This is a genomic window from Micromonospora sp. Mcm103 (assembly GCF_024519755.1).
Classification (GTDB): domain Bacteria; phylum Actinomycetota; class Actinomycetes; order Mycobacteriales; family Micromonosporaceae; genus Micromonospora; species Micromonospora aurantiaca.
Genome location: NZ_JALJRJ010000003.1, coordinates 272,014 through 289,574 on the forward strand (window position 1 = coordinate 272,014; position 17,561 = coordinate 289,574).

Sequence of the window (17,561 nt, forward strand, 5' to 3'; positions counted from 1 at the left end):
TCTACCGACAGGGAGAGGGGGCGGGCACCCGCCGCGGCCGGTTCACCCGACCGCGGCGGTCCGCCCGAGAACCGCTCCGGTGTACGCCGACACGACGCCCTTGCCGCAGCGTGAGCCGAGGAGGCTCAGCCCTTTACCGCTCCGGAGGTGAGTCCGGAGACGATGTAGCGCTGGAGCAGCTGGAACACCAGCACCGTCGGGATCGCGGTGAGCAGCGTGCCCGCCGCGAACATCCCGAAGTTGTTGTTGCGCTCGCCGGCCACCAGGCCGTACATGCCGACCGCGAGGGTCTTCGCCTCGGGTTCGGTGAGGAACACGTTGGCGATGATGAACTCGTTGATCGACCCGATGAACGCGAGCAGGCCGGTCACCGCCAGGATCGGGGCCACCAGCGGCAGCATGATCCGGAAGAAGACCTGCACGTGCGACGCGCCGTCCATGGTCGCCGACTCGTCCAGCTCCTTCGGCAGCGTGTCGAAGAAGCCCTTCATCAGCCAGGTGTTCGCGCCGAGCGCGCCACCCATGTAGAGCAGGAACAGGCCCCACGGGGTGTTGAACCCGATCGACGGGTAGAGGTCGGTGAGCGTGGTGAAGATCAGGAAGATCGCCACGATCGCCAGGAACTGCGGGAACATCTGGATCAGCAGCAACGCGAGCAGGCCGACCCGGCGCCCGGCGAAACGCATCCGGGAGAACACGTACGCCGCGAGCGACGACAGGAAGATCGACGCGAAGCTGGCCACGCCCGCCAGCAGCAGCGAGTTGAGGAACCAGTGGCCGAACGCGGTGTTGTCGAACAGGTTCGTGAAGTTCTCCAGCGACGCCCCGGTCGGCAGCAGCTCGGTGGAGGAGAGCGTGCCGAGCGGGTTGAACGCCGCCGAGATCACGAACAGGATCGGGAAGAGGCTGAACGCCACCGCCAGCACCCCGACCAGGTGCCGCCAGCCCACCTGGGCGAACCAGCGGCCACGCGAGCGGCGGGCCGGCTTACGGGTCGCAGTGGGTGCGGGCGTCTCCGCGATGGTGGTCACGAGTACACCTCCTCCTGCTTGCGGGTCCGCCGGAAGCTGATCGCCGACACCGTCGCCACGATCGCGAAGATGAAGATCGAGACGGTGGCGGCCAGGCCGAACTCGGCGCCCTGCGCGCCGAACGCGAGCCGGTACGTGTAGGTGATCAGCAGGTCGGTGGCGCCGTTACGCGGATTGTCCGGCGCGAACGGGCCGCCCTCGGTGGTGAACAGGATCGCGTTGACGTTGTTGAAGTTGAACGCGAACGACGCGATCAGCAGCGGCGAGAGCGCCACCAGCAGCAGCGGCAGGGTGACCGCGCGGAACGACTGCCAGGGTGACGCGCCGTCGACCGAGGTGGCCTCGGTCAGCTCCCGCGGGATGGCCTGCAACGCGCCGGTGGCCACCAGGAACATGTACGGGTAGCCGAGCCACAACTGCACCAGCAGCACCGCGATCCTTGCCGACCAGTTGCCGCCGAACCAGTCGACGTTCAGCCCGAACAGGTTGTTGAGCAGGCCGAAGTCGGTGTTGAACATGTCCCGCCAGATCAGCAGCATGGCGAACGACGGCATGGCGTACGGCAGGATCAGCAGGATCCGGTAGAAGTTGGTGCCGCGCATCCGGGGTGAGTGCAGCGCGAGCGCGATCGCCATGCCGAGCAGGAACGTCAGGCCGGTGGAGCCGATCGCGAACGCGAAGTTCCAGGCCAGCGTGCCGAAGAACGGGCCGGAGATGTTCGGGTCGGTCAGCACGGTGCTGAAGTTCTTCAGCCCGACGTCGACCTTCCAGCCCTGGGCGAGGCGCTCGCCGTCGGCGGCGACGAAGGAGCCGGACTTCTCGTCGGCGGTCCACGTCTTGCCGGTCTCGCTGTCCTTGACGCAGTCGCACGCGGCGTCGTACGCCCGGATCGCCTTGCCCTCGTAGGCCCGGGTCAGGCCGTTGGAGCGGATGGCGCCCTCGTCGGTGGGCACGACGAGCGCGGTGACGGCGTCGCTGCGGCTGCTGGCCTGCCCGATGTTCAGCAGGGTGTAGCCGTCCGCGGCGGTGATCTTGCCGCTGAGGCTGCTCAGCTCGACGTCGGCGGCGTCGAGCTTGCGCAGCCCGTCCGCGTCGCCGGCGTAGACCTCCTTGGTCTTCGGGTCGCTGAGCAGGAAGACCAGATCACCCGTCGCCGGGTCGCCCTCGGTGGCGATGGTGAGGTTGTACTCGGTCGAGCCGGGCACCTGCTTCACCGAGGAGGTCTGCACGGCGACGATCGCGTCGTCCTTGCTGCCGCGGTGGCCGTCGCCGAAGTTCGTGAACGCGGTGCTCGCGGTGTAGAGCACCGGGAAGATCTGGAACGCGATCAGGAAGAGCGTGCCGGGGACCAGGTACTTGGCCGGGATGTGCCGGCGGCTCAGGTAGAGGTAGAACAGGCCGGCGGTGGTGACCGCCAGGACGCCCAGCGCGAGCCAGTGCTCGGCCTCGATGAGCGGGAAGGCCGCCCAGATCGCGATCCCGGCCACCAGGCCGAGCAGGACCACCTTGACGACGAGGCCGGTCGCGGTGATCGGCGCGTGTTGCCGCGCGGTACGGGACGTGCGCGGGAGCCCACGGCGTACGGGCTCCCGGCCCGGGGCCTGCGGTGCAGACCCCGGGCCGGACAGCGGCGCGCTCATTACTTGATCTGACCCTGGATGGTCTTGCCGGCGGCCGTGATCGTCTTGGCCGGGTCGGCGCCACCGATGATGGCGGCCTCCGCCTTGCCGAACGGGTCCCAGATCGCGGCCATGGCCGGGATCGCCGGGAGGACCTGGCCGTTCTTACCGGCCTCGGAGAACTTGGCCAGGTCCGGGTCCTCGCCCTTGACCTGGTCGAAGGCGGCGGTCAGCGCCGGCGGGCGCGGCTCGGCCTTGTACAGCGCGACGGCCAGCTCGGGCTTGGTCACGTAGTTGGTGACGAACTCCTGCGCCAGGGCCTTGTTCTTGCCCTTCGCGGCCACGTAGAACGCCTGGACGCCCACGAACGGCTGGGCCTCCTTGCCACCGGCGAAGCCGGGGACCGGGGAGATGTCGTACGCGATGTTGGCCTTCTTGGCGTCGGCCACCGCCCACGGGCCGGAGACCAGGAACGCGCACTTCTTGCCGGTGAAGGTGGCGATGGAGTTCTCGCCGGTGATGGAGCGCTTCAGCGCACCCTCGCCCTTCTCACCCAGCTTGGCGATCTTCTGGAAGGCAGCGATCGACTCCGGCTTGCCCACGCCCAGGTCCTTCGGGTCGTAGTCGCCGTTCGCCGCGGTGCCGAACAGGTAGCCGCCGCCCGAGGTGTAGAGCGGGTAGATGTGGTACGCGTCGCCGTTCTGGCCGGACTGCAGGCAGAGGATCTCGCTGGCCTTCTTCTCGGCCTTGAGCTTCTTGCCGGTGGCGACCAGGTCCTCGATCGTCTTCGGCGCCTCGGGGGCCAGCTCGGTGTTGCGGATCAGCGCGACGTTCTCGGTGGCGTAGGGCACGCCGTAGAGCTGGCCGTTGAACGTGACGGCCTTGATCGCGGTCTCGTTGAAGCCGGACTTCTGCTCGGCCGCGAGCTGCACCGGGTCGATGGCGCCGTTCTGGACCAGGTTGCCGATCCAGTCGTGCGCGCCGACCACGACGTCCGGGCCGCTGCCCTGCTGCGAGGCGGTGACGAAGTTGGTCTGCAGGTCCTTGGAGACGGCCTGGACCTCGACGGTCACGCCGTTCTCCTTGCCGAACTCCTCGGCGAACGGCTTGAGGGCGGCCGTGCGCTTGTCGTCGGCCCAGATGACCAGCTTGCCGCCGGTCGCCTTGGACTCGCCGGCGGCCGGCTTGTCGTCGCTGCCGCTGTCACCACAGCCGGAGGCGGCGAGCGCCAGGCCGAGGACGGCGACCACACCCGCGGTACGGATGCGCATCGGTACTCCTGTCGTCATGGCGGCCCGCCGGGGGAAGGGCGGCCCGCCAGTGGAAACCTCTGAAAGTTCTTGCTGACCGGCGCCGAGATGCTGCGCCGCTGCTCTCGCATGTTGCGGGGACGTTAGCAAGAGGTTGCAGAGAATGGAAGGGCTTGCAGAAGTGTACGCAAGACTTTGCCGTTGGGCTAAAGTGCCGCACATGCGCGCTCGACTGTCCGACATCGCCCAACAGGCTGAAGTCAGCGAGGCCACGGTGTCGCGGGTGCTCAACGACCGCCCCGGTGTGGCCCCCGAGACCCGGCAGGCCGTCCTCACCGCCCTCGATGTGCTCGGCTACGAACGACCGGCCCGGCTGCGCAAGCGCAGCGCCGGACTGGTCGGCCTGGTCGTGCCGGAGCTGGACAACCCGATCTTCCCGGCGTTCGCCCAGATCATCGAGTCCGCGCTCGCCCCCACCGGGTACACACCGGTGCTCTGCACGCAGACGCCGGGTGGCGTCCGCGAGGACGAGTACGTGGAGATGCTGCTGGACCGCCAGGTCTCCGGCATCGTCTTCGTCTCCGGCCTGCACGCCGACACCGCCGCCGACCACGACCGCTACCGCACGCTCCTGGCCCGGCCGCTGCCGATCGTCATGATCAACGGGTACGCGCCGGGCATCCCCGCGCCGTTCGTCTCCTGCGACGACCGGGAGTCCGCCGAACTCGCCGTCGCCCACCTGGTCGCGCTCGGGCACCGCCGGATCGGCCTGATCACCGGCCCGGACCGGTTCGTGCCGGTGCAGCGCAAGGTCGCCGGCTACAAGGCCGCGATGGAGCGCCTGACCGACATCACCTCCGACGAACTGACCGAGCTGACCGAGCTGTCGCTGTTCGGCGTCGAGGGCGGCGAGGCGGCCGCCGGCCGGCTCATCGAGCGCGGCGTCACCGGGCTCGTCTGCGGCTCGGACCTGATGGCGCTCGGCGCGATCCGGGCCGCCCGCCAGCGCGGGCTGTCGGTGCCCGGCGACATCTCCGTGGTCGGGTACGACGACTCCCCGCTGATGGCGTTCACCGACCCGCCGCTGACCACAGTGCGCCAGCCGGTGGCCGCCATGGCGGTGGCGGCGGTGCGGGCCCTGGTCGACGAGATCAACGGTCACCCGTCCCCGAACTCCGAGTACCTGTTCCGCCCCGAGCTGGTGGTACGCGGCTCCACAGCGGTGGCGAAGCCCGCAACTCCCCCCAGCCGCCAGCGCCCCGCCACCCCTTCCTCCCCCACCCCGTCCCTCCCCATCCCCGCCTAACCCCCGCCGCACCCCCTTCTCCCCCGGCCCTCCGACGCGTCGATCATGAAGTTGACGGCGACAAATCGGACGGCAAAGGCCGCCCACCTCATGATCACCCGAGCCACCCCGGCCGGGCTCACCCCACGGACCCCCCCGTTGATCAAGGGGTGTGTCCGGGTTGATCTCCACTCGGGACACAAACTCCTTGATCAACGCCCGCGGGGCGGGTCAGGGCGGGCAGGAGGCGGCCGGGCCGAGAGTGGCGATCATGAGGTTGGCGGGGGCTGGGGTCCGGAATGTCGGGGTTAACTTCATGATCGACGTCGAAACGACGGCGCCGGCCGGAAGGGCCGGCGGGGTGGCCGTCCCGGGATGCGGGAGACGAGGTCAGGGCCGGCGCGGGTGATGGCTGTCATTTCTTGCGCAAGGAATGCTTGACTCTTGCAGTCTAGTGGCGGCATTCTGCTCAGACACCCTGCGCCGCACCAGAAGCCGCCACAGAACGGGATCGACAGCGATGACCTCCGCCCCCAGCACCACCCCTCGCACCGCCGACGACGACTGGTGGCGGTCCGCTGTCGTCTACCAGGTGTACGTCCGCAGCTTCGCCGACGCGAACGCCGACGGCGTGGGTGACCTCCAGGGCATCCGGCAGCGCCTGCCGTACCTGCGCGACCTCGGCGTGGACGCGCTCTGGCTGACGCCGTTCTACACCTCGCCGCAGGTCGACGCCGGCTACGACGTGTCCGACTACCGGGACGTCGACCCGCTGTTCGGCAACCTGACCGACTTCGACGAGATGATCACCGACGCGCACGCGCTCGGCCTGCGGATCATCGTCGACATGGTGCCGAACCACACCTCCAGCGCGCACCCGTGGTTCACCGCCGCGCTCGCCGCCGGACCCGGTTCGCCGGAGCGGGAGCGCTACCTGTTCGCCGACGGCAAGGGCGAGCAGGGCGAGCTGCCGCCGAACGACTGGGAGAGCATCTTCGGCGGCCCGGCGTGGACGCGCGTTGTCGACGGCCAGTGGTACCTGCACCTGTTCGACCCGGCCCAGCCCGACCTGAACTGGCGCCACCCGGAGGTGCGGGCCGAATTCGAGGACGTGCTGCGCTTCTGGCTGGACCGCGGCGTGGACGGCTTCCGGATCGACGTGGCGCACGGAATGATCAAGGCCGAGGGCCTGCCGGACGTCGGCTTCAACTCGATGACCACCGGCCAGCGTCAGTCCGAGCTGCTGGGCAAGGGCCGGCTGCCGTACTTCGACCAGGACGAGGTGCACGACATCTACCGCGCCTGGCGGCCGATCCTGGACAGCTACCCGGGCGGCCGGATGGCGGTCGCCGAGGCGTGGGCCGAGACGCCGCAGCGCCTGGCCCGCTACATCGGCCCGGACGAGCTGCACCAGGCGTTCAGCTTCGACTTCCTCGACGCCACCTGGTCGGCCGACTCGTTCCGCAAGGTGATCGACACGGCGCTGGCCGAGTCCACGATCGTGGGCGCGCCGACCACCTGGGTGCTCTCCAACCACGACCGGCAGCGGCACGTCACCCGGTACGGCGACGGCGAGGTCGGCCTGCGCCGCGCCCGCGCCGCCGCGCTGCTGATGTTCGCGCTGCCCGGCTGCGCGTACGTCTACCAGGGCGAGGAACTGGGCCTGCCGGAGGTGCTGGACCTCCCGGACGAGCTGCGTCAGGACCCCGCGTTCCGGCGCACCGGGGAGAGCCGCGACGGCTGCCGCGTGCCGATCCCGTGGGGTGGCGACCTGCCCCCGTACGGCTTCGGGCCGGACGGCAGCGAGCTGAGCTGGCTGCCGGCGCCGGCGACCTGGCGGGAGCTGTCGGTGGCCGCCCAGGCCGGTACGCCCGGCTCGACGCTGGAGCTGTACCGGACCGCGCTGCGCGTCCGGCACGAGCACCCGGCGCTGGCCGGCCTGGACGGCATCACCTGGCTGGAGACCGAGCCCGGCGTACTCGCGTTCCGCCGCACCACCGGCGACGCCGAGGTGACGTGCGTGGTGAACATCAGCGGCGCCGACGTGACGGTGAGCGGCCACGGCCGCCCGCTCGTCGCCAGCGCCGACCTCACCGAGCGGGGCGACGGGTACGTCCTGCCGGTGGACGCGGCTGCGTGGTTCGAACGGCGCTGAGCCGGGTAACCCGCCAACGACCTGGCCGTCCGTTGTGCCCCGCGCCGACGGGCGGCTGGGCTGCCGACCCCTTGTGGTGGGGGGTGAGGTGGCCCCGGCCCCTCGGGAGCACGCTCCCGGGGGGCCGGTGTCCATCGGGGAGCGAGCCCGCTCTCAGCCGCCCTTGGCGGTGAGCAGCGCGGCGATCCGGGCGAACCCGGCCCGGATCTCCTCCCGGTCGGGCGCCTTCGCCGGCTCGGGCTCCGGCTCGCGGTCGGCGGCGCGTTCCAGCTCCTCGTCGATGACGTCCTCGAAGTCGCCGTAGAGGTCCGCCTGGTCGATCTCGGCCGCCTCGTCCTCGGCGGCGATCTGCGCGGCGGCGATCTCGCCGCGGATCTCCTCCGGCGTGAGCGCCGGCAGCAGCGGCTCCACCACCGCCATCAGCTGCTCGTCGGCCACCACCGCCTCGGCGAGCGCCAGCGCGTGCTGTCGCTCGTACGGGCCGCAGACCACCGGCTCCCAGTCGTCCTCGGCGCCGAGCGGGCCGAACGTGATGATCCACGGCAGACCCCGGATCGGGGAGTCGTCCGGCAGGTCCAGAGTCACGAGTGCGCCCACCGGCCCATCATGGTCGCCGCGTGCCGGACCGGGGAACGCAATCATCGGACTCTCCCCGCTTCGGGGACCACGCTCAGCCACGCGTACCGGCGTCCAGCGCCGCACGGACCAGCGCGACCGCCCGCTCCGGCGGGACACCCAGGCGACGCGCCTCGGCGGCGTACTCGGCGGCGGTTCGCTGCAGCCGGTCGGTGGCGTCGTCCCGGCCGGGGGCCACCACCGTGCCGTGCCGGCCCCGCGTCTCCACCAGCCCGGCACCCTCCAGTTCCCGGTACGCCCGCGCCACGGTGTTCACCGCCAGCCCCAGGTCGGCGGCGAGCTGCCGCACCGCCGGGAGCCGGGTGCCCACCGGCAGCCGCCCGTCGCCGATGCGCGCGGCGAACTGCGCCCGCACCTGCTCGTACGGCGGCACCGCCGACTCGGCGTCGATCCGGATCCGCGCGCTCATCCCGCCCCTCCCGGTGTGCCCGGTTCGGTCTCCTCGTCGAGCACGTCCGCCTCCACGTCCACCTCCCGGGCCCCGCCCTCGGCCAGGTCCACCACCCGGCCGTACCGGCTGGTCGCGGCGAGCGCGGCGCCGAAGAGCACCAGCTGGTTGAGCAGGTAGAGGTAGAGCAACAGGCCGACGGCGGTGGCGACCACCGTGTACGCGGGGTTCCGCTCGGTGCGTACCACGTAGTAGCGCCCCACGGTGTTCAGCAGGGTGATACCGACGGCGATGGTCAGGATCGCCGGGCGCAGCCGGCGCCGGCTCATCCGAAGCCGGGGCACTGCGAGCAGCAGCGCGGCGGCGAGCACGGCGTTGACGAGCACGCTCAGCACCGCGCTGATCGTGGTCAGGCCCACCGAGCCGGTGCTGCGCAGCAGGAAGCGCAGCAGTGACTCCAGCGCGTCCACGGCGGCGACCGAGACGAACAGCAGCACGAAGACCGCGACCAGCACGCCCAGGTCGACCAGGCGCCGCACCACCAGGTTGCCGGGCTGCTGGTTGAAGCCGTACATCAGCCGCTGCGAGGAGCGGATCGCCTCCACCCAGCCGATGCCGGTGAAGACCAGGATGACCAGGCCGACCACGCCGACGGTGCCGCTGCTCTCGGCGATCTGCGCCGGGTCGAGGAAGGGCAGGTTCTCCTCCAGGAAGTGGGCCGCACCGCGGCTGACCTCCTCGTTGTCCCGCAGCACCGCGCCGAAGATCCAGTACGCGACGAGCGCGAGCGCGAACACGGCGAAGAAGCCGTAGTACGCGATGGCGGCGGCGAGCCGCCCGGCGAGCAGGTCGGCGTAGAGCGTCCCGGCCCGCCAGACGTGGTCGAAGACCGACGAGCGGCTCCGGGCCGCGTCGATGCGGCGCCCCACCGCCGCCTCGATCCGGCCGAAGACGTTCACCCCGTCATCCTCGCCGATCTCCGCCCGTGGCGGAGGGGCCCCGGCCGGTCGGATGTTCAGCTGTGGCCGCCGAGCCGGAAGTCGCGGCGGGGCTGCCACCGGGTCGCCCCGCTGTGCGAGAACAGCGTGAACGCGTCCACCTGGAACAACGCGGAGAAGTCAGCGAGATCCTCGTACGCCTTGTCGAGCACCTCGGGCGGCACGTCCTGCGCCACTGTGACGTGCGGGTGGTACGGGAAGCGCAGCTCGCGCCGCAGCTCGGGGGCCGAGTTGATAGCGGCGGCGAGCAGTTCGCACTCGCTGATCCCGGCCGCCACCGCCACGAAGACCACCTGGGTCACCGGCCGGAACGTACCGGTGCCGCGCAGGTGCAGCGTGAACGGCAGGTGCGTGGCGGCGACCCGGTCCAGGTGCGCCTCGACGGCGGGCAGCGCGCGTACCGGGATCTCGGTGGGCCCGAGGAGGGTGACGTGCGCGGGGACGGCGAGCGGGTCGCCGGCCTCGACCCGGCGGCGGGTGAGCATCCCGCCCCAGGGCTCGGGGACGTCGACAGCGATCCCGATCTGGATCGTGTCCGCGCCGCCCGGCGCCGTGTCACTGCCCGCCACGTCGCGCGCCACCCCTCCGGCCACCGGCTGCGTCACCCGTCTCCGCCCGTCCGGGCCGTTACTCGAACCGCACCGGCGGGAAGAAGCCGACCCGCTCGTACGCGTCCCGCAGCGTCCCCGCGGCCACCGACCGGGCCTTCTCCGCGCCCCGCGCCAGCAGCTTGTCGAGCTGGGCCGGGTCGTTCAGGTAGGCGTTCGTGCGTTCCTGGATCGGCGTGACGAACTCCCGCACCACCTCGGCGAGGTCCTTCTTCAGGTCGCCGTAGCCCTTGCCGTCGTACGCGGCGACCAGGTCGTCGATGGACCGGCCGGAGAGCGCGGAGTAGATCGTCAGCAGGTTGGTGATGCCCGGCTTGCCCTCGGCGTCGAAGACGATCTCGCGGCCGGTGTCGGTGACCGCCGAGCGGATCTTCTTGGCCGAGCGGGCCGGGTCCTCCAGCAGGTCGATGATGCCGGCCGGGGAGGACGACGACTTCGACATCTTGGCCGTCGGGTCCTGCAGGTCGGTGATCTTCGCGGTGTCCTTCACGATGTGCGGGGAGGGCACGGTGAAGGTGCTGCCGAACAGCGAGTTGAACCGCTGCGCCAGGTCGCGGGAGAGCTCCAGGTGCTGCCGCTGGTCCTCGCCGACCGGCACCGCGTTCGCCTGGTAGAGCAGGATGTCCGCGGCCTGGAGGATCGGGTACGTGAACAGGCCGACGCTGGCCCGCTCGCTGCCCTGCTTCTGCGACTTGTCCTTGAACTGGGTCATCCGGCCGGCCTCGCCGAAGCCGGTGATGCAGCCGAGCACCCAGGCCAGCTGCGAGTGCTCGGGCACCTGCGACTGCACGAACAGCGTGCTGCGCTCCGGGTCCAGGCCGAGCGCGAACAGCTGCGCGGCGGCCACCCGGCTGCGGCGCTTGAGCACCTTGGGGTCGTGTCCGGCGGTGATCGCGTGCAGGTCGACCACGCAGTAGTAGGCGTCGTGGCTGTCCTGCAACGCCACCCAGTGCCGCAGCGCGCCCAGGTAGTTGCCGAGGTGGAACGAGTCGGCCGTCGGCTGGATGCCGGAGAAGACGCGCGGGCGGGCGGGTACGTCGGACATGGCGGCAATTCTGTCAGCAAGCCCCGGCGTCCGTCATGACGGGCCGGTGGATCGGGCGGGTACGGGCGGAAGCGGACCGTTCACCTCACGCCGGGGCTCGGGCAGCCGCGCGGCGGAGACCGCCAGGCGGGACACGCGCCGGCCGTCGAGCGTGAGCACGCGCAGCAGCCAGCCCGCCGGATCGGCCGGAACCGATCCGGTGGCCGGGTCGACAGCCACCGGCACCTCGTCGCCCGCCACCGGCAGCCGGCCCAGGGCGGCCATCACGAACCCGCCCACCGTCTCGTACGGCCCGGCGGGCAGCGACACCCCGGTGCGCTCGGCGAAGTCGGTCAGGTTGAGCCGGCCGTCGACGACCGCGGGCAGGCCGGCGGGTTCCGGTTCGAGCGGGCCGTGCTCGTCGTCGCGGATCTCCCCGACCAGTTCCTCGACCAGGTCCTCGCAGGTGACGATGCCGGCCGTGCCGCCGTACTCGTCGACGACGACGGCCAGGTGGTGGCCCTCCCGGCGCATCTCGGTGAGCGCCGCCAGCACGCGCTTGCTGTCCGGCAGGCGCTTCACCTCCCGGATCAGGTCGCCGACCAGGAGCAGCCGGTCCGCGTCCGGGCGCAGCAGCACGTCCCGCAGGTGCACCAGGCCGACCACGTCGTCGTGGGTGCCGTCGACCACCGGGTAGCGGGTGTGCGGGTCGTCCCGGACCAGCCGCTGGGCCTGCGTCAGCGGAAGCGCCGCGCTGAGGAAGACCACCTCGGTGCGGGGCACCATCACCTCGCGGACGAGCCGGGCGCCGGCCACCAGCACCTCGTCGATGATCCGCCGTTCGTCCGGGTCGAGCAGCGTGTTCGCCGCGACCAGGTCCCGCAGCTCGGCCTCGCTGATCCGTTCCCGCCCGGCGGTGGGGCTGGCCCCGAGCAGGGCGGTGACCAGGCGGGTGGCGCCGTCTGCGCCGCGCACCACGAGACGGGCCACGGTGCGGGCCAGCGGGCCGGGTTCGCGTCGGGGCCGCCCCGACGGTCGCCGCCGGGGCCCGGGACCACCACCCTCCCGCATGAGAAGGATGGTAGACAGCGGCCACCGCACGCTCGGCCCGATGTTCGGATCTGTTCAATCATGAAGGATTATGGTGGAATGGAGGCGGACTCAACTCGACAGCCGCGACACAGCCCTCGGCCGTAGGGTGATCGCGGAACGGCCGCCGCGGGACGCGGCCCAGGCAGGAGGACCGACGTGAAACTGCTCGTCACCGGCGGCGCCGGCTACATCGGCAGCGTGGTGACCCGGATGCTGCTCGACCACGGCCACCAGGTGACCGTGCTGGACGACCTGCGCACCGGTCACCGGGAAGCCCTCGCCCCCGACGCCACCCACGTCGAGCTGCCGGTGCACGAGGCCGCCCAGGTGCTCACCCCCGACGCCGGGTTCGACGGCGTGCTGCACTTCGCCGCCCTCATCGCCGCCGGCGAGTCGATGATCCGCCCCGAGCTGTACTGGCACACCAACACGGTCGGCTCGATCGCGCTCATCGACGCGGTCCGCGCCGCCCGGGTGCCCCGGATGGTCTTCTCCTCCACCGCCGCCGTCTACGGCAACCCCACCGAGCTGCCCATCCCGGAGACCGCCGTCAAGGCCCCCACCAGCACCTACGGCGCCACCAAGCTGGCCGTCGACATGGCGCTGACCTCCGAGGCCATCGCGCACGACCTGGCCGCCGTCTCGCTGCGCTACTTCAACGTCGCCGGGGCGTACCTGCGCGACGGGCTGGCCATCGGCGAACGGCACGACCCGGAGACGCACCTCATCCCGATCGCGCTCGACGTGGCCGCCGGGCGGCGGGACAAGCTCCAGCTCTTCGGCGACGACTACCCCACAGTCGACGGCACCTGTGTACGCGACTACATCCACGTCGAGGACCTGGCCCGCGCCCACCTGCTCGCGCTGGACGCGGCCACCCCCGGCCGGCACCGCATCTACAACCTCGGCAACGGCAACGGCTTCACCAACCGGCAGGTGGTCGACGTGGTCCGCGAGGTCACCGGGCACACGGTGCCGGTCGAGGTGGCCCCCCGCCGCGAGGGCGACCCGGCCGAGCTGGTCGCGTCCTCCGCGCTGGCCCGCGACGAGCTGGGCTGGACGCCGGCCAAGCCGACCCTGCACGACATGGTCGGCGACGCCTGGGCGTTCTACCGCGAGCACGTCGCGGGACAGCCCTCATGAACGTCGCCGACCGCGCCACCGCCGGCTTCCGGCAGCGGTACGGCACCGAGCCGGCGGGCCGCTGGGCGGCTCCCGGCCGGGTCAACCTGATCGGCGAGCACACCGACTACAACGACGGCTTCGTGCTGCCCTTCGCGCTGCCGCTGCGTACCGTGGTCGCCGCCGCGCCCGCCCCCGGCGCACGCTGGACCGTCTGGTCGGAGCTCGGCGACGAACCGGTCGAGTTCGGCGCGGCGGAGGCCGACGAGCCCGGCCGGGTCGACGGGTGGGCCGCCTACGTGGCCGGGGTGGTGTGGACGCTGCGCGCCGACGGCCACGACGTGCCGGGCGCGCGGCTCGCCGTCGCCTCCGACGTGCCGGTCGGCTCCGGGCTCTCCTCGTCGGCGGCGATCGAGTCGGCGGTGCTGGCCGCCCTGGTCGACCTCGGCGGGCTCGACCTGCCCGCCGGGCGGTGGCCGCGGCTCGCCCAGCGGGCCGAGAACGACTACGTCGGCGCGCCCACCGGGATCATGGACCAGTCCGCGGTGATCCGCGGCCGGGCCGGGCACGCCCTGTTCCTCGACTGCCGCACCGAGGAGGTCGAGCAGATCCCGTTCGACCTGGACGACGCCGGGCTGGCCGTGCTGGTGATCGACAGCCGGGCGCCGCACCGGCACGCGGACGGCGAGTACGCGGCCCGCCGCCGCAGCTGCGAGCGGGCAGCCGCGACGCTCGGGGTGACCGCGCTGCGCGACGTGACGGTCGCCGACCTCGACGCCGCGCTGGCGCGCCTCGACGACGAGACCCGCCGCCGGGTCCGGCACGTGGTGACCGAGAACCAGCGGGTGCTCGACACCGTCGCGCTGCTGCGCGCCGGGCGGGTCCGCGACACCGGTCCGCTGCTGACCGCCTCGCACGCCTCCATGCGCGACGACTTCGAGATCACCGTGCCGGAGATCGACACCGCGGTCGAGGCGGCGCTGGCCGCCCGGGCGTACGGCGCGCGGATGACCGGCGGTGGTTTCGGCGGCTGCGTGCTCGCCCTCGTCGACGCGGACGCCGCCGACGCGGTGGCCGCCGCCGTCACGGCGGCGTACGCCGAGCGCGGCTTCACCGCCCCCGGCACGCTCACGGTGCTCCCGGCCGGCGGCGTCACCCGCCTGGACTGAACGCGAAAGGCCCCCGGCGCAGCGCCGGGGGCCTTCTCGTCACGTGCGTCAGCCGGCCTCGACGATCATGCCGGCGCCGACCGTACGGTTCGTCGACTCGTCGATGATGACGAAGCCGCCGGTGGTGCGGTTACGGCGGTACTCGTCGGCCAGCAGCGGAACCGTGGTGCGCAGCCGGACCCGGCCGATCTCGTTGAGCTTCAGCTCACCGGCCGACTCGTCGCGGTGCAGCGAGTTGATGTCCAGCCGGTAGTGCAGCCCGCGCACGATCGCCCGCGCCGAACGGGTCGTGTGCTTGATCGCGTACTTGCCGCCGACCTGCAACGGCCGCGTCTCGTCCATCCAGCAGACCATCGCCTCGATGTCCTGCACGGCCATCGGGGCGTTGTTCGGCCGGCAGATCATGTCGCCGCGGGAGATGTCCAGCTCGTCGGTCAGCCGGACCGTCACCGACATCGGCGGGAACGCCTCGTCCACCGGGCCGTCGGCGGTCTCCACCGCCGCGATCCGGCTGGTGAAGCCCGACGGCAGCACCATCACCTCGTCGCCCGGCTTGAGCACACCCGAGGCCACCTGACCGGCGTAACCCCGGTAGTCGGTGACTGTGGTGGACTGCGGCCGGATCACGTACTGCACCGGGAACCGCACGTCGACCAGGTTGCGGTCCGAGGCGATGTGCACCCGCTCCAGGTGGTGCAGCAGCGACGGGCCCTCGTACCAGGGCATGTTCTCCGAGCGGGTGACGATGTTGTCGCCCTGCAGCGCGGAGACCGGCACCACTGTCAGGTCCGGCACGTCGAGCTTCGCGGCGAACGCGGTGAACTCGTCCGCGATCCGCTCGTAGACCTCCTGCGACCAGTCCACCAGGTCCATCTTGTTCACGCACAGGACCAGGTGCGGCACCCGCAGCAGCGAGCAGAGGAACGCGTGCCGGCGGGACTGCTCCACCAGGCCCTTACGCGCGTCCACCAGGATCAGCGCCAGGTCGGCGGTGGAGGCGCCGGTGACCATGTTCCGGGTGTACTGGATGTGCCCCGGGGTGTCGGCGATGATGAACTTCCGCCGCGGCGTGGCGAAGTAGCGGTACGCCACGTCGATCGTGATGCCCTGCTCCCGCTCGGCGCGCAGGCCGTCGGTGAGCAGCGCCAGGTTCGTGTACTCGTCGCCACGGGCCGCGCTGACCGCCTCGACGGCGGCGAGCTGGTCGCTGAACAGCGACTTGGTGTCGTAGAGCAGACGGCCGATCAGCGTCGACTTGCCGTCGTCGACACTGCCCGCGGTGGCGAACCGCAGCAGGTCCATCGGCCGCGCGGTCTCGCTCTCGGCCGGGGCCAGGGTCTCGACGCTCATCAGAAGTAGCCCTCTCGCTTGCGGTCCTCCATGGCGGCCTCGCTGACCCGGTCGTCGCCGCGGGTCGCGCCGCGCTCGGTGATCCGCGTGGCGGCCACCTCCTCGATCACCTTCTCCACCGTGTCGGCGTCCGAGCGGACCGCCGCGGTGCAGGAGGCGTCACCCACGGTCCGGTACCGCACCTGGGCCTTGAACGGCTGCTCACCGGCGCGCGCCCGGAAGAACTCGTTCACCGCGTAGAGCATGCCGTCGCGCTCGATCACCTCGCGCTCGTGCGCGTAGTAGATCGACGGCAGCGGGATCCGCTCCCGCTCGATGTAGTGCCAGACGTCCAGCTCGGTCCAGTTCGACAGCGGGAACACCCGGATCGACTCGCCCGGGTGGTGCCGGCCGTTGTAGAGCGCCCACAGCTCCGGACGCTGGTTCTTCGGATCCCACTGGCCGAACTCGTCGCGGAAGCTGAACACCCGCTCCTTGGCCCGCGCCTTCTCCTCGTCGCGCCGGGCGCCGCCGAACAGCGCGTCGAAGCGGTGCTTCTCCACCGCCTCCAGCAGCACCGGCGTCTGGATCCGGTTGCGCATGCCGTCGGCCGACTCGCGGACCAGGCCCTTGTTCAGCGCCTCCGGCACGCTCGCCACGATGAGCTGCAGGCCCAGCTCGGCCACCCGCTGATCGCGGTAGTCGAGCACCTCGGGGAAGTTGTGCCCGGTGTCCACGTGCATCACCGGGAAGGGGATGTTGGCCGGCGCGAACGCCTTCTGTGCCAACCGGAGCATCACGATCGAGTCCTTGCCGCCGGAGAACAGCAGCACCGGCCGTTCCATCTCGGCGACGACCTCGCGCATCACGAAGATGCTCTCCGCCTCGAGCGCGTCGAGGTGCGACACCTGGTACGCGGCGGGGGACGTCATGACACGAACTCGATTCGCACGGATCCGTACATCGGATTCCAGACCTTTCAGGTCGGACTCGTGAAGAAGAACGCTCAGGTTACCCGGAATGCCGCTGCAACGCTGCAAGCAACCGACTCGCGAGATCCTTGCGGCAGACCAGCAGATCCGGTAGACGCGGGTCGGCCCCGTTGTATTTCAGCGCAGAACCGTCGATCCGGGAAGCATGCAGACCGGTGGCCGTCGCCACAGCGACCGGAGCGGCCGAATCCCACTCGTACTGACCGCCCGCGTGGATGTACGCGTCGACCTCACCGGTGACCACGGCGGCGATCTTCGCGCCCGCCGAGCCCATCGGAACCAGATGAGCGCCGACGTCCTCTGCCAGGTCGGTCAGGAAAACCGGCGGACGGCTACGACTGGCAGCCAACCGGATGACCCGCGCTCCGCTCCCGGTGGCCGCCTCCACAGTCATCGGCGGGTACGCCGGCGGGTGGTCCGTGCCCAGCACCCGGTGCTGGGCCGGCAGCGCCACCGCGCCCGCCACCAGACCGTGCGGCCTCGACGCGTTACGCGACCACAGCGCCACGTGCACCGCCCAGTCCGCGCGCCCCTCCTCCGCGTACTCCCGGGTGCCGTCCAGCGGATCGATGATCCAGACCCGGTCCGCGTTCAGGCGCGACAACGCCGCGTCCGTCACCTCCGCCGTCCAGGCCAGCCGCGAACCCTCGTCCTCCTCCGACAGCACCGCGTCCGCCGGCCGCCACTTCGCCAGCTCGGTGCGGATCAGATCGTGCGAGACCTTGTCACCGGCCGACCGGAGCGCGCCCACGTCGGCGAAGCCCATCTCCGCGCGCAGGGCCGTCAGCGCCTGACCGGCCCGGGACGCCAGCCACCGGGCGAACCCGCCGTCGATCATCGGAGGACTGCCCATGATGCTCCCG

16 protein-coding genes are annotated in these 17,561 nt (G+C 71.5%); 4 read left to right on the forward strand and 12 right to left on the reverse strand.

Annotated elements, in window-relative coordinates; all coding sequences use genetic code 11:
• Window positions 1-125: 125 nt before the first annotated feature.
• From OC439_RS06175 to OC439_RS06185, 3 genes are read right to left on the reverse strand one after another with little or no spacing between them, the layout of a single operon-like run.
• A complete protein-coding gene (locus OC439_RS06175; RefSeq protein ID WP_262012601.1) occupies window positions 126-1,031 on the reverse strand; it encodes a sugar ABC transporter permease in 906 nt (301 codons plus the stop codon).
• Entirely contained in the window at window positions 1,028-2,671 is a 1,644-nt protein-coding gene (locus OC439_RS06180) for an ABC transporter permease subunit (protein WP_262012602.1), read from the reverse strand. The genes OC439_RS06175 and OC439_RS06180 overlap by 4 nt, the downstream gene beginning before the upstream one ends.
• Window positions 2,671-3,921 carry a maltose ABC transporter substrate-binding protein gene (locus tag OC439_RS06185; RefSeq protein WP_262012603.1) on the reverse strand — a complete coding sequence of 417 codons (1,251 nt, stop codon included), beginning with the start codon at window positions 3,919-3,921 and terminating at the stop codon, window positions 2,671-2,673. Before OC439_RS06185 ends, OC439_RS06180 begins: the two co-directional genes overlap by 1 nt.
• Before the next feature lie 199 nt (window positions 3,922-4,120).
• Between OC439_RS06185 and OC439_RS06190 the strand changes: the two genes are divergently transcribed.
• Together OC439_RS06190 and OC439_RS06195 are read left to right on the forward strand one after the other, a co-directional pair.
• Window positions 4,121-5,206 carry a LacI family DNA-binding transcriptional regulator gene (locus tag OC439_RS06190; RefSeq protein ID WP_262012604.1) on the forward strand — a complete coding sequence of 362 codons (1,086 nt, stop codon included), beginning with the start codon at window positions 4,121-4,123 and terminating at the stop codon, window positions 5,204-5,206.
• A gap of 499 nt (window positions 5,207-5,705) precedes the next feature.
• Entirely contained in the window at window positions 5,706-7,340 is a 1,635-nt protein-coding gene (locus OC439_RS06195; RefSeq protein ID WP_262012605.1) for a glycoside hydrolase family 13 protein, read from the forward strand.
• A 153-nt stretch (window positions 7,341-7,493) separates the two neighbouring features.
• Here the strand turns inward: OC439_RS06195 and OC439_RS06200 are convergent, their stop codons facing one another.
• The 6 genes from OC439_RS06200 to OC439_RS06225 all read right to left on the reverse strand — a co-directional run bounded on the left by OC439_RS06200 (window position 7,494) and on the right by OC439_RS06225 (window position 12,065).
• Window positions 7,494-7,937 carry a hypothetical protein gene (locus tag OC439_RS06200; RefSeq protein ID WP_194798657.1) on the reverse strand — a complete coding sequence of 148 codons (444 nt, stop codon included), beginning with the start codon at window positions 7,935-7,937 and terminating at the stop codon, window positions 7,494-7,496.
• 73 nt (window positions 7,938-8,010) lie between these two features.
• Window positions 8,011-8,385: a GntR family transcriptional regulator gene (locus OC439_RS06205; RefSeq protein WP_262012606.1), complete on the reverse strand. Its 375-nt coding sequence runs from the start codon at window positions 8,383-8,385 to the stop codon at window positions 8,011-8,013.
• Entirely contained in the window at window positions 8,382-9,323 is a 942-nt protein-coding gene (locus OC439_RS06210; protein WP_262012607.1) for a YhjD/YihY/BrkB family envelope integrity protein, read from the reverse strand. The genes OC439_RS06205 and OC439_RS06210 overlap by 4 nt, the downstream gene beginning before the upstream one ends.
• A gap of 56 nt (window positions 9,324-9,379) precedes the next feature.
• A complete protein-coding gene (locus OC439_RS06215) occupies window positions 9,380-9,967 on the reverse strand; it encodes a 2'-5' RNA ligase family protein (RefSeq protein WP_410054890.1) in 588 nt (195 codons plus the stop codon).
• Between the two features lie 22 nt (window positions 9,968-9,989).
• Window positions 9,990-11,015 carry a tryptophan--tRNA ligase gene (gene trpS / locus OC439_RS06220; protein WP_262012608.1) on the reverse strand — a complete coding sequence of 342 codons (1,026 nt, stop codon included), beginning with the start codon at window positions 11,013-11,015 and terminating at the stop codon, window positions 9,990-9,992.
• A gap of 33 nt (window positions 11,016-11,048) precedes the next feature.
• On the reverse strand, window positions 11,049-12,065 hold the full coding sequence (locus OC439_RS06225; protein WP_262012609.1) for a hemolysin family protein: 1,017 nt from the start codon (window positions 12,063-12,065) through the stop codon (window positions 11,049-11,051).
• A gap of 177 nt (window positions 12,066-12,242) precedes the next feature.
• Between OC439_RS06225 and galE the strand changes: the two genes are divergently transcribed.
• Window positions 12,243-13,229, forward strand: a complete 987-nt coding sequence (galE, locus tag OC439_RS06230) for a UDP-glucose 4-epimerase GalE (protein ID WP_262012610.1) — start codon at window positions 12,243-12,245, stop codon at window positions 13,227-13,229.
• The gene (galK, locus tag OC439_RS06235) at window positions 13,226-14,377 is read left to right on the forward strand and encodes a galactokinase (protein ID WP_262012611.1); all 1,152 of its coding nucleotides are present in this window, start codon (window positions 13,226-13,228) and stop codon (window positions 14,375-14,377) included. The genes galE and galK overlap by 4 nt, the downstream gene beginning before the upstream one ends.
• A 48-nt stretch (window positions 14,378-14,425) precedes the next feature.
• On the opposite strand, the gene OC439_RS06240 is transcribed toward galK, so the two are convergent.
• From OC439_RS06240 to OC439_RS06250, 3 genes are all read right to left on the reverse strand, one after another.
• On the reverse strand, window positions 14,426-15,727 hold the full coding sequence (locus OC439_RS06240; protein WP_262012612.1) for a sulfate adenylyltransferase subunit 1: 1,302 nt from the start codon (window positions 15,725-15,727) through the stop codon (window positions 14,426-14,428).
• On the reverse strand, window positions 15,727-16,638 hold the full coding sequence (gene cysD, locus OC439_RS06245; protein WP_013283960.1) for a sulfate adenylyltransferase subunit CysD: 912 nt from the start codon (window positions 16,636-16,638) through the stop codon (window positions 15,727-15,729). Before cysD ends, OC439_RS06240 begins: the two co-directional genes overlap by 1 nt.
• Before the next feature lie 79 nt (window positions 16,639-16,717).
• Entirely contained in the window at window positions 16,718-17,551 is an 834-nt protein-coding gene (locus OC439_RS06250) for an inositol monophosphatase family protein (protein ID WP_262012613.1), read from the reverse strand.
• Window positions 17,552-17,561: the final 10 nt, after the last annotated feature.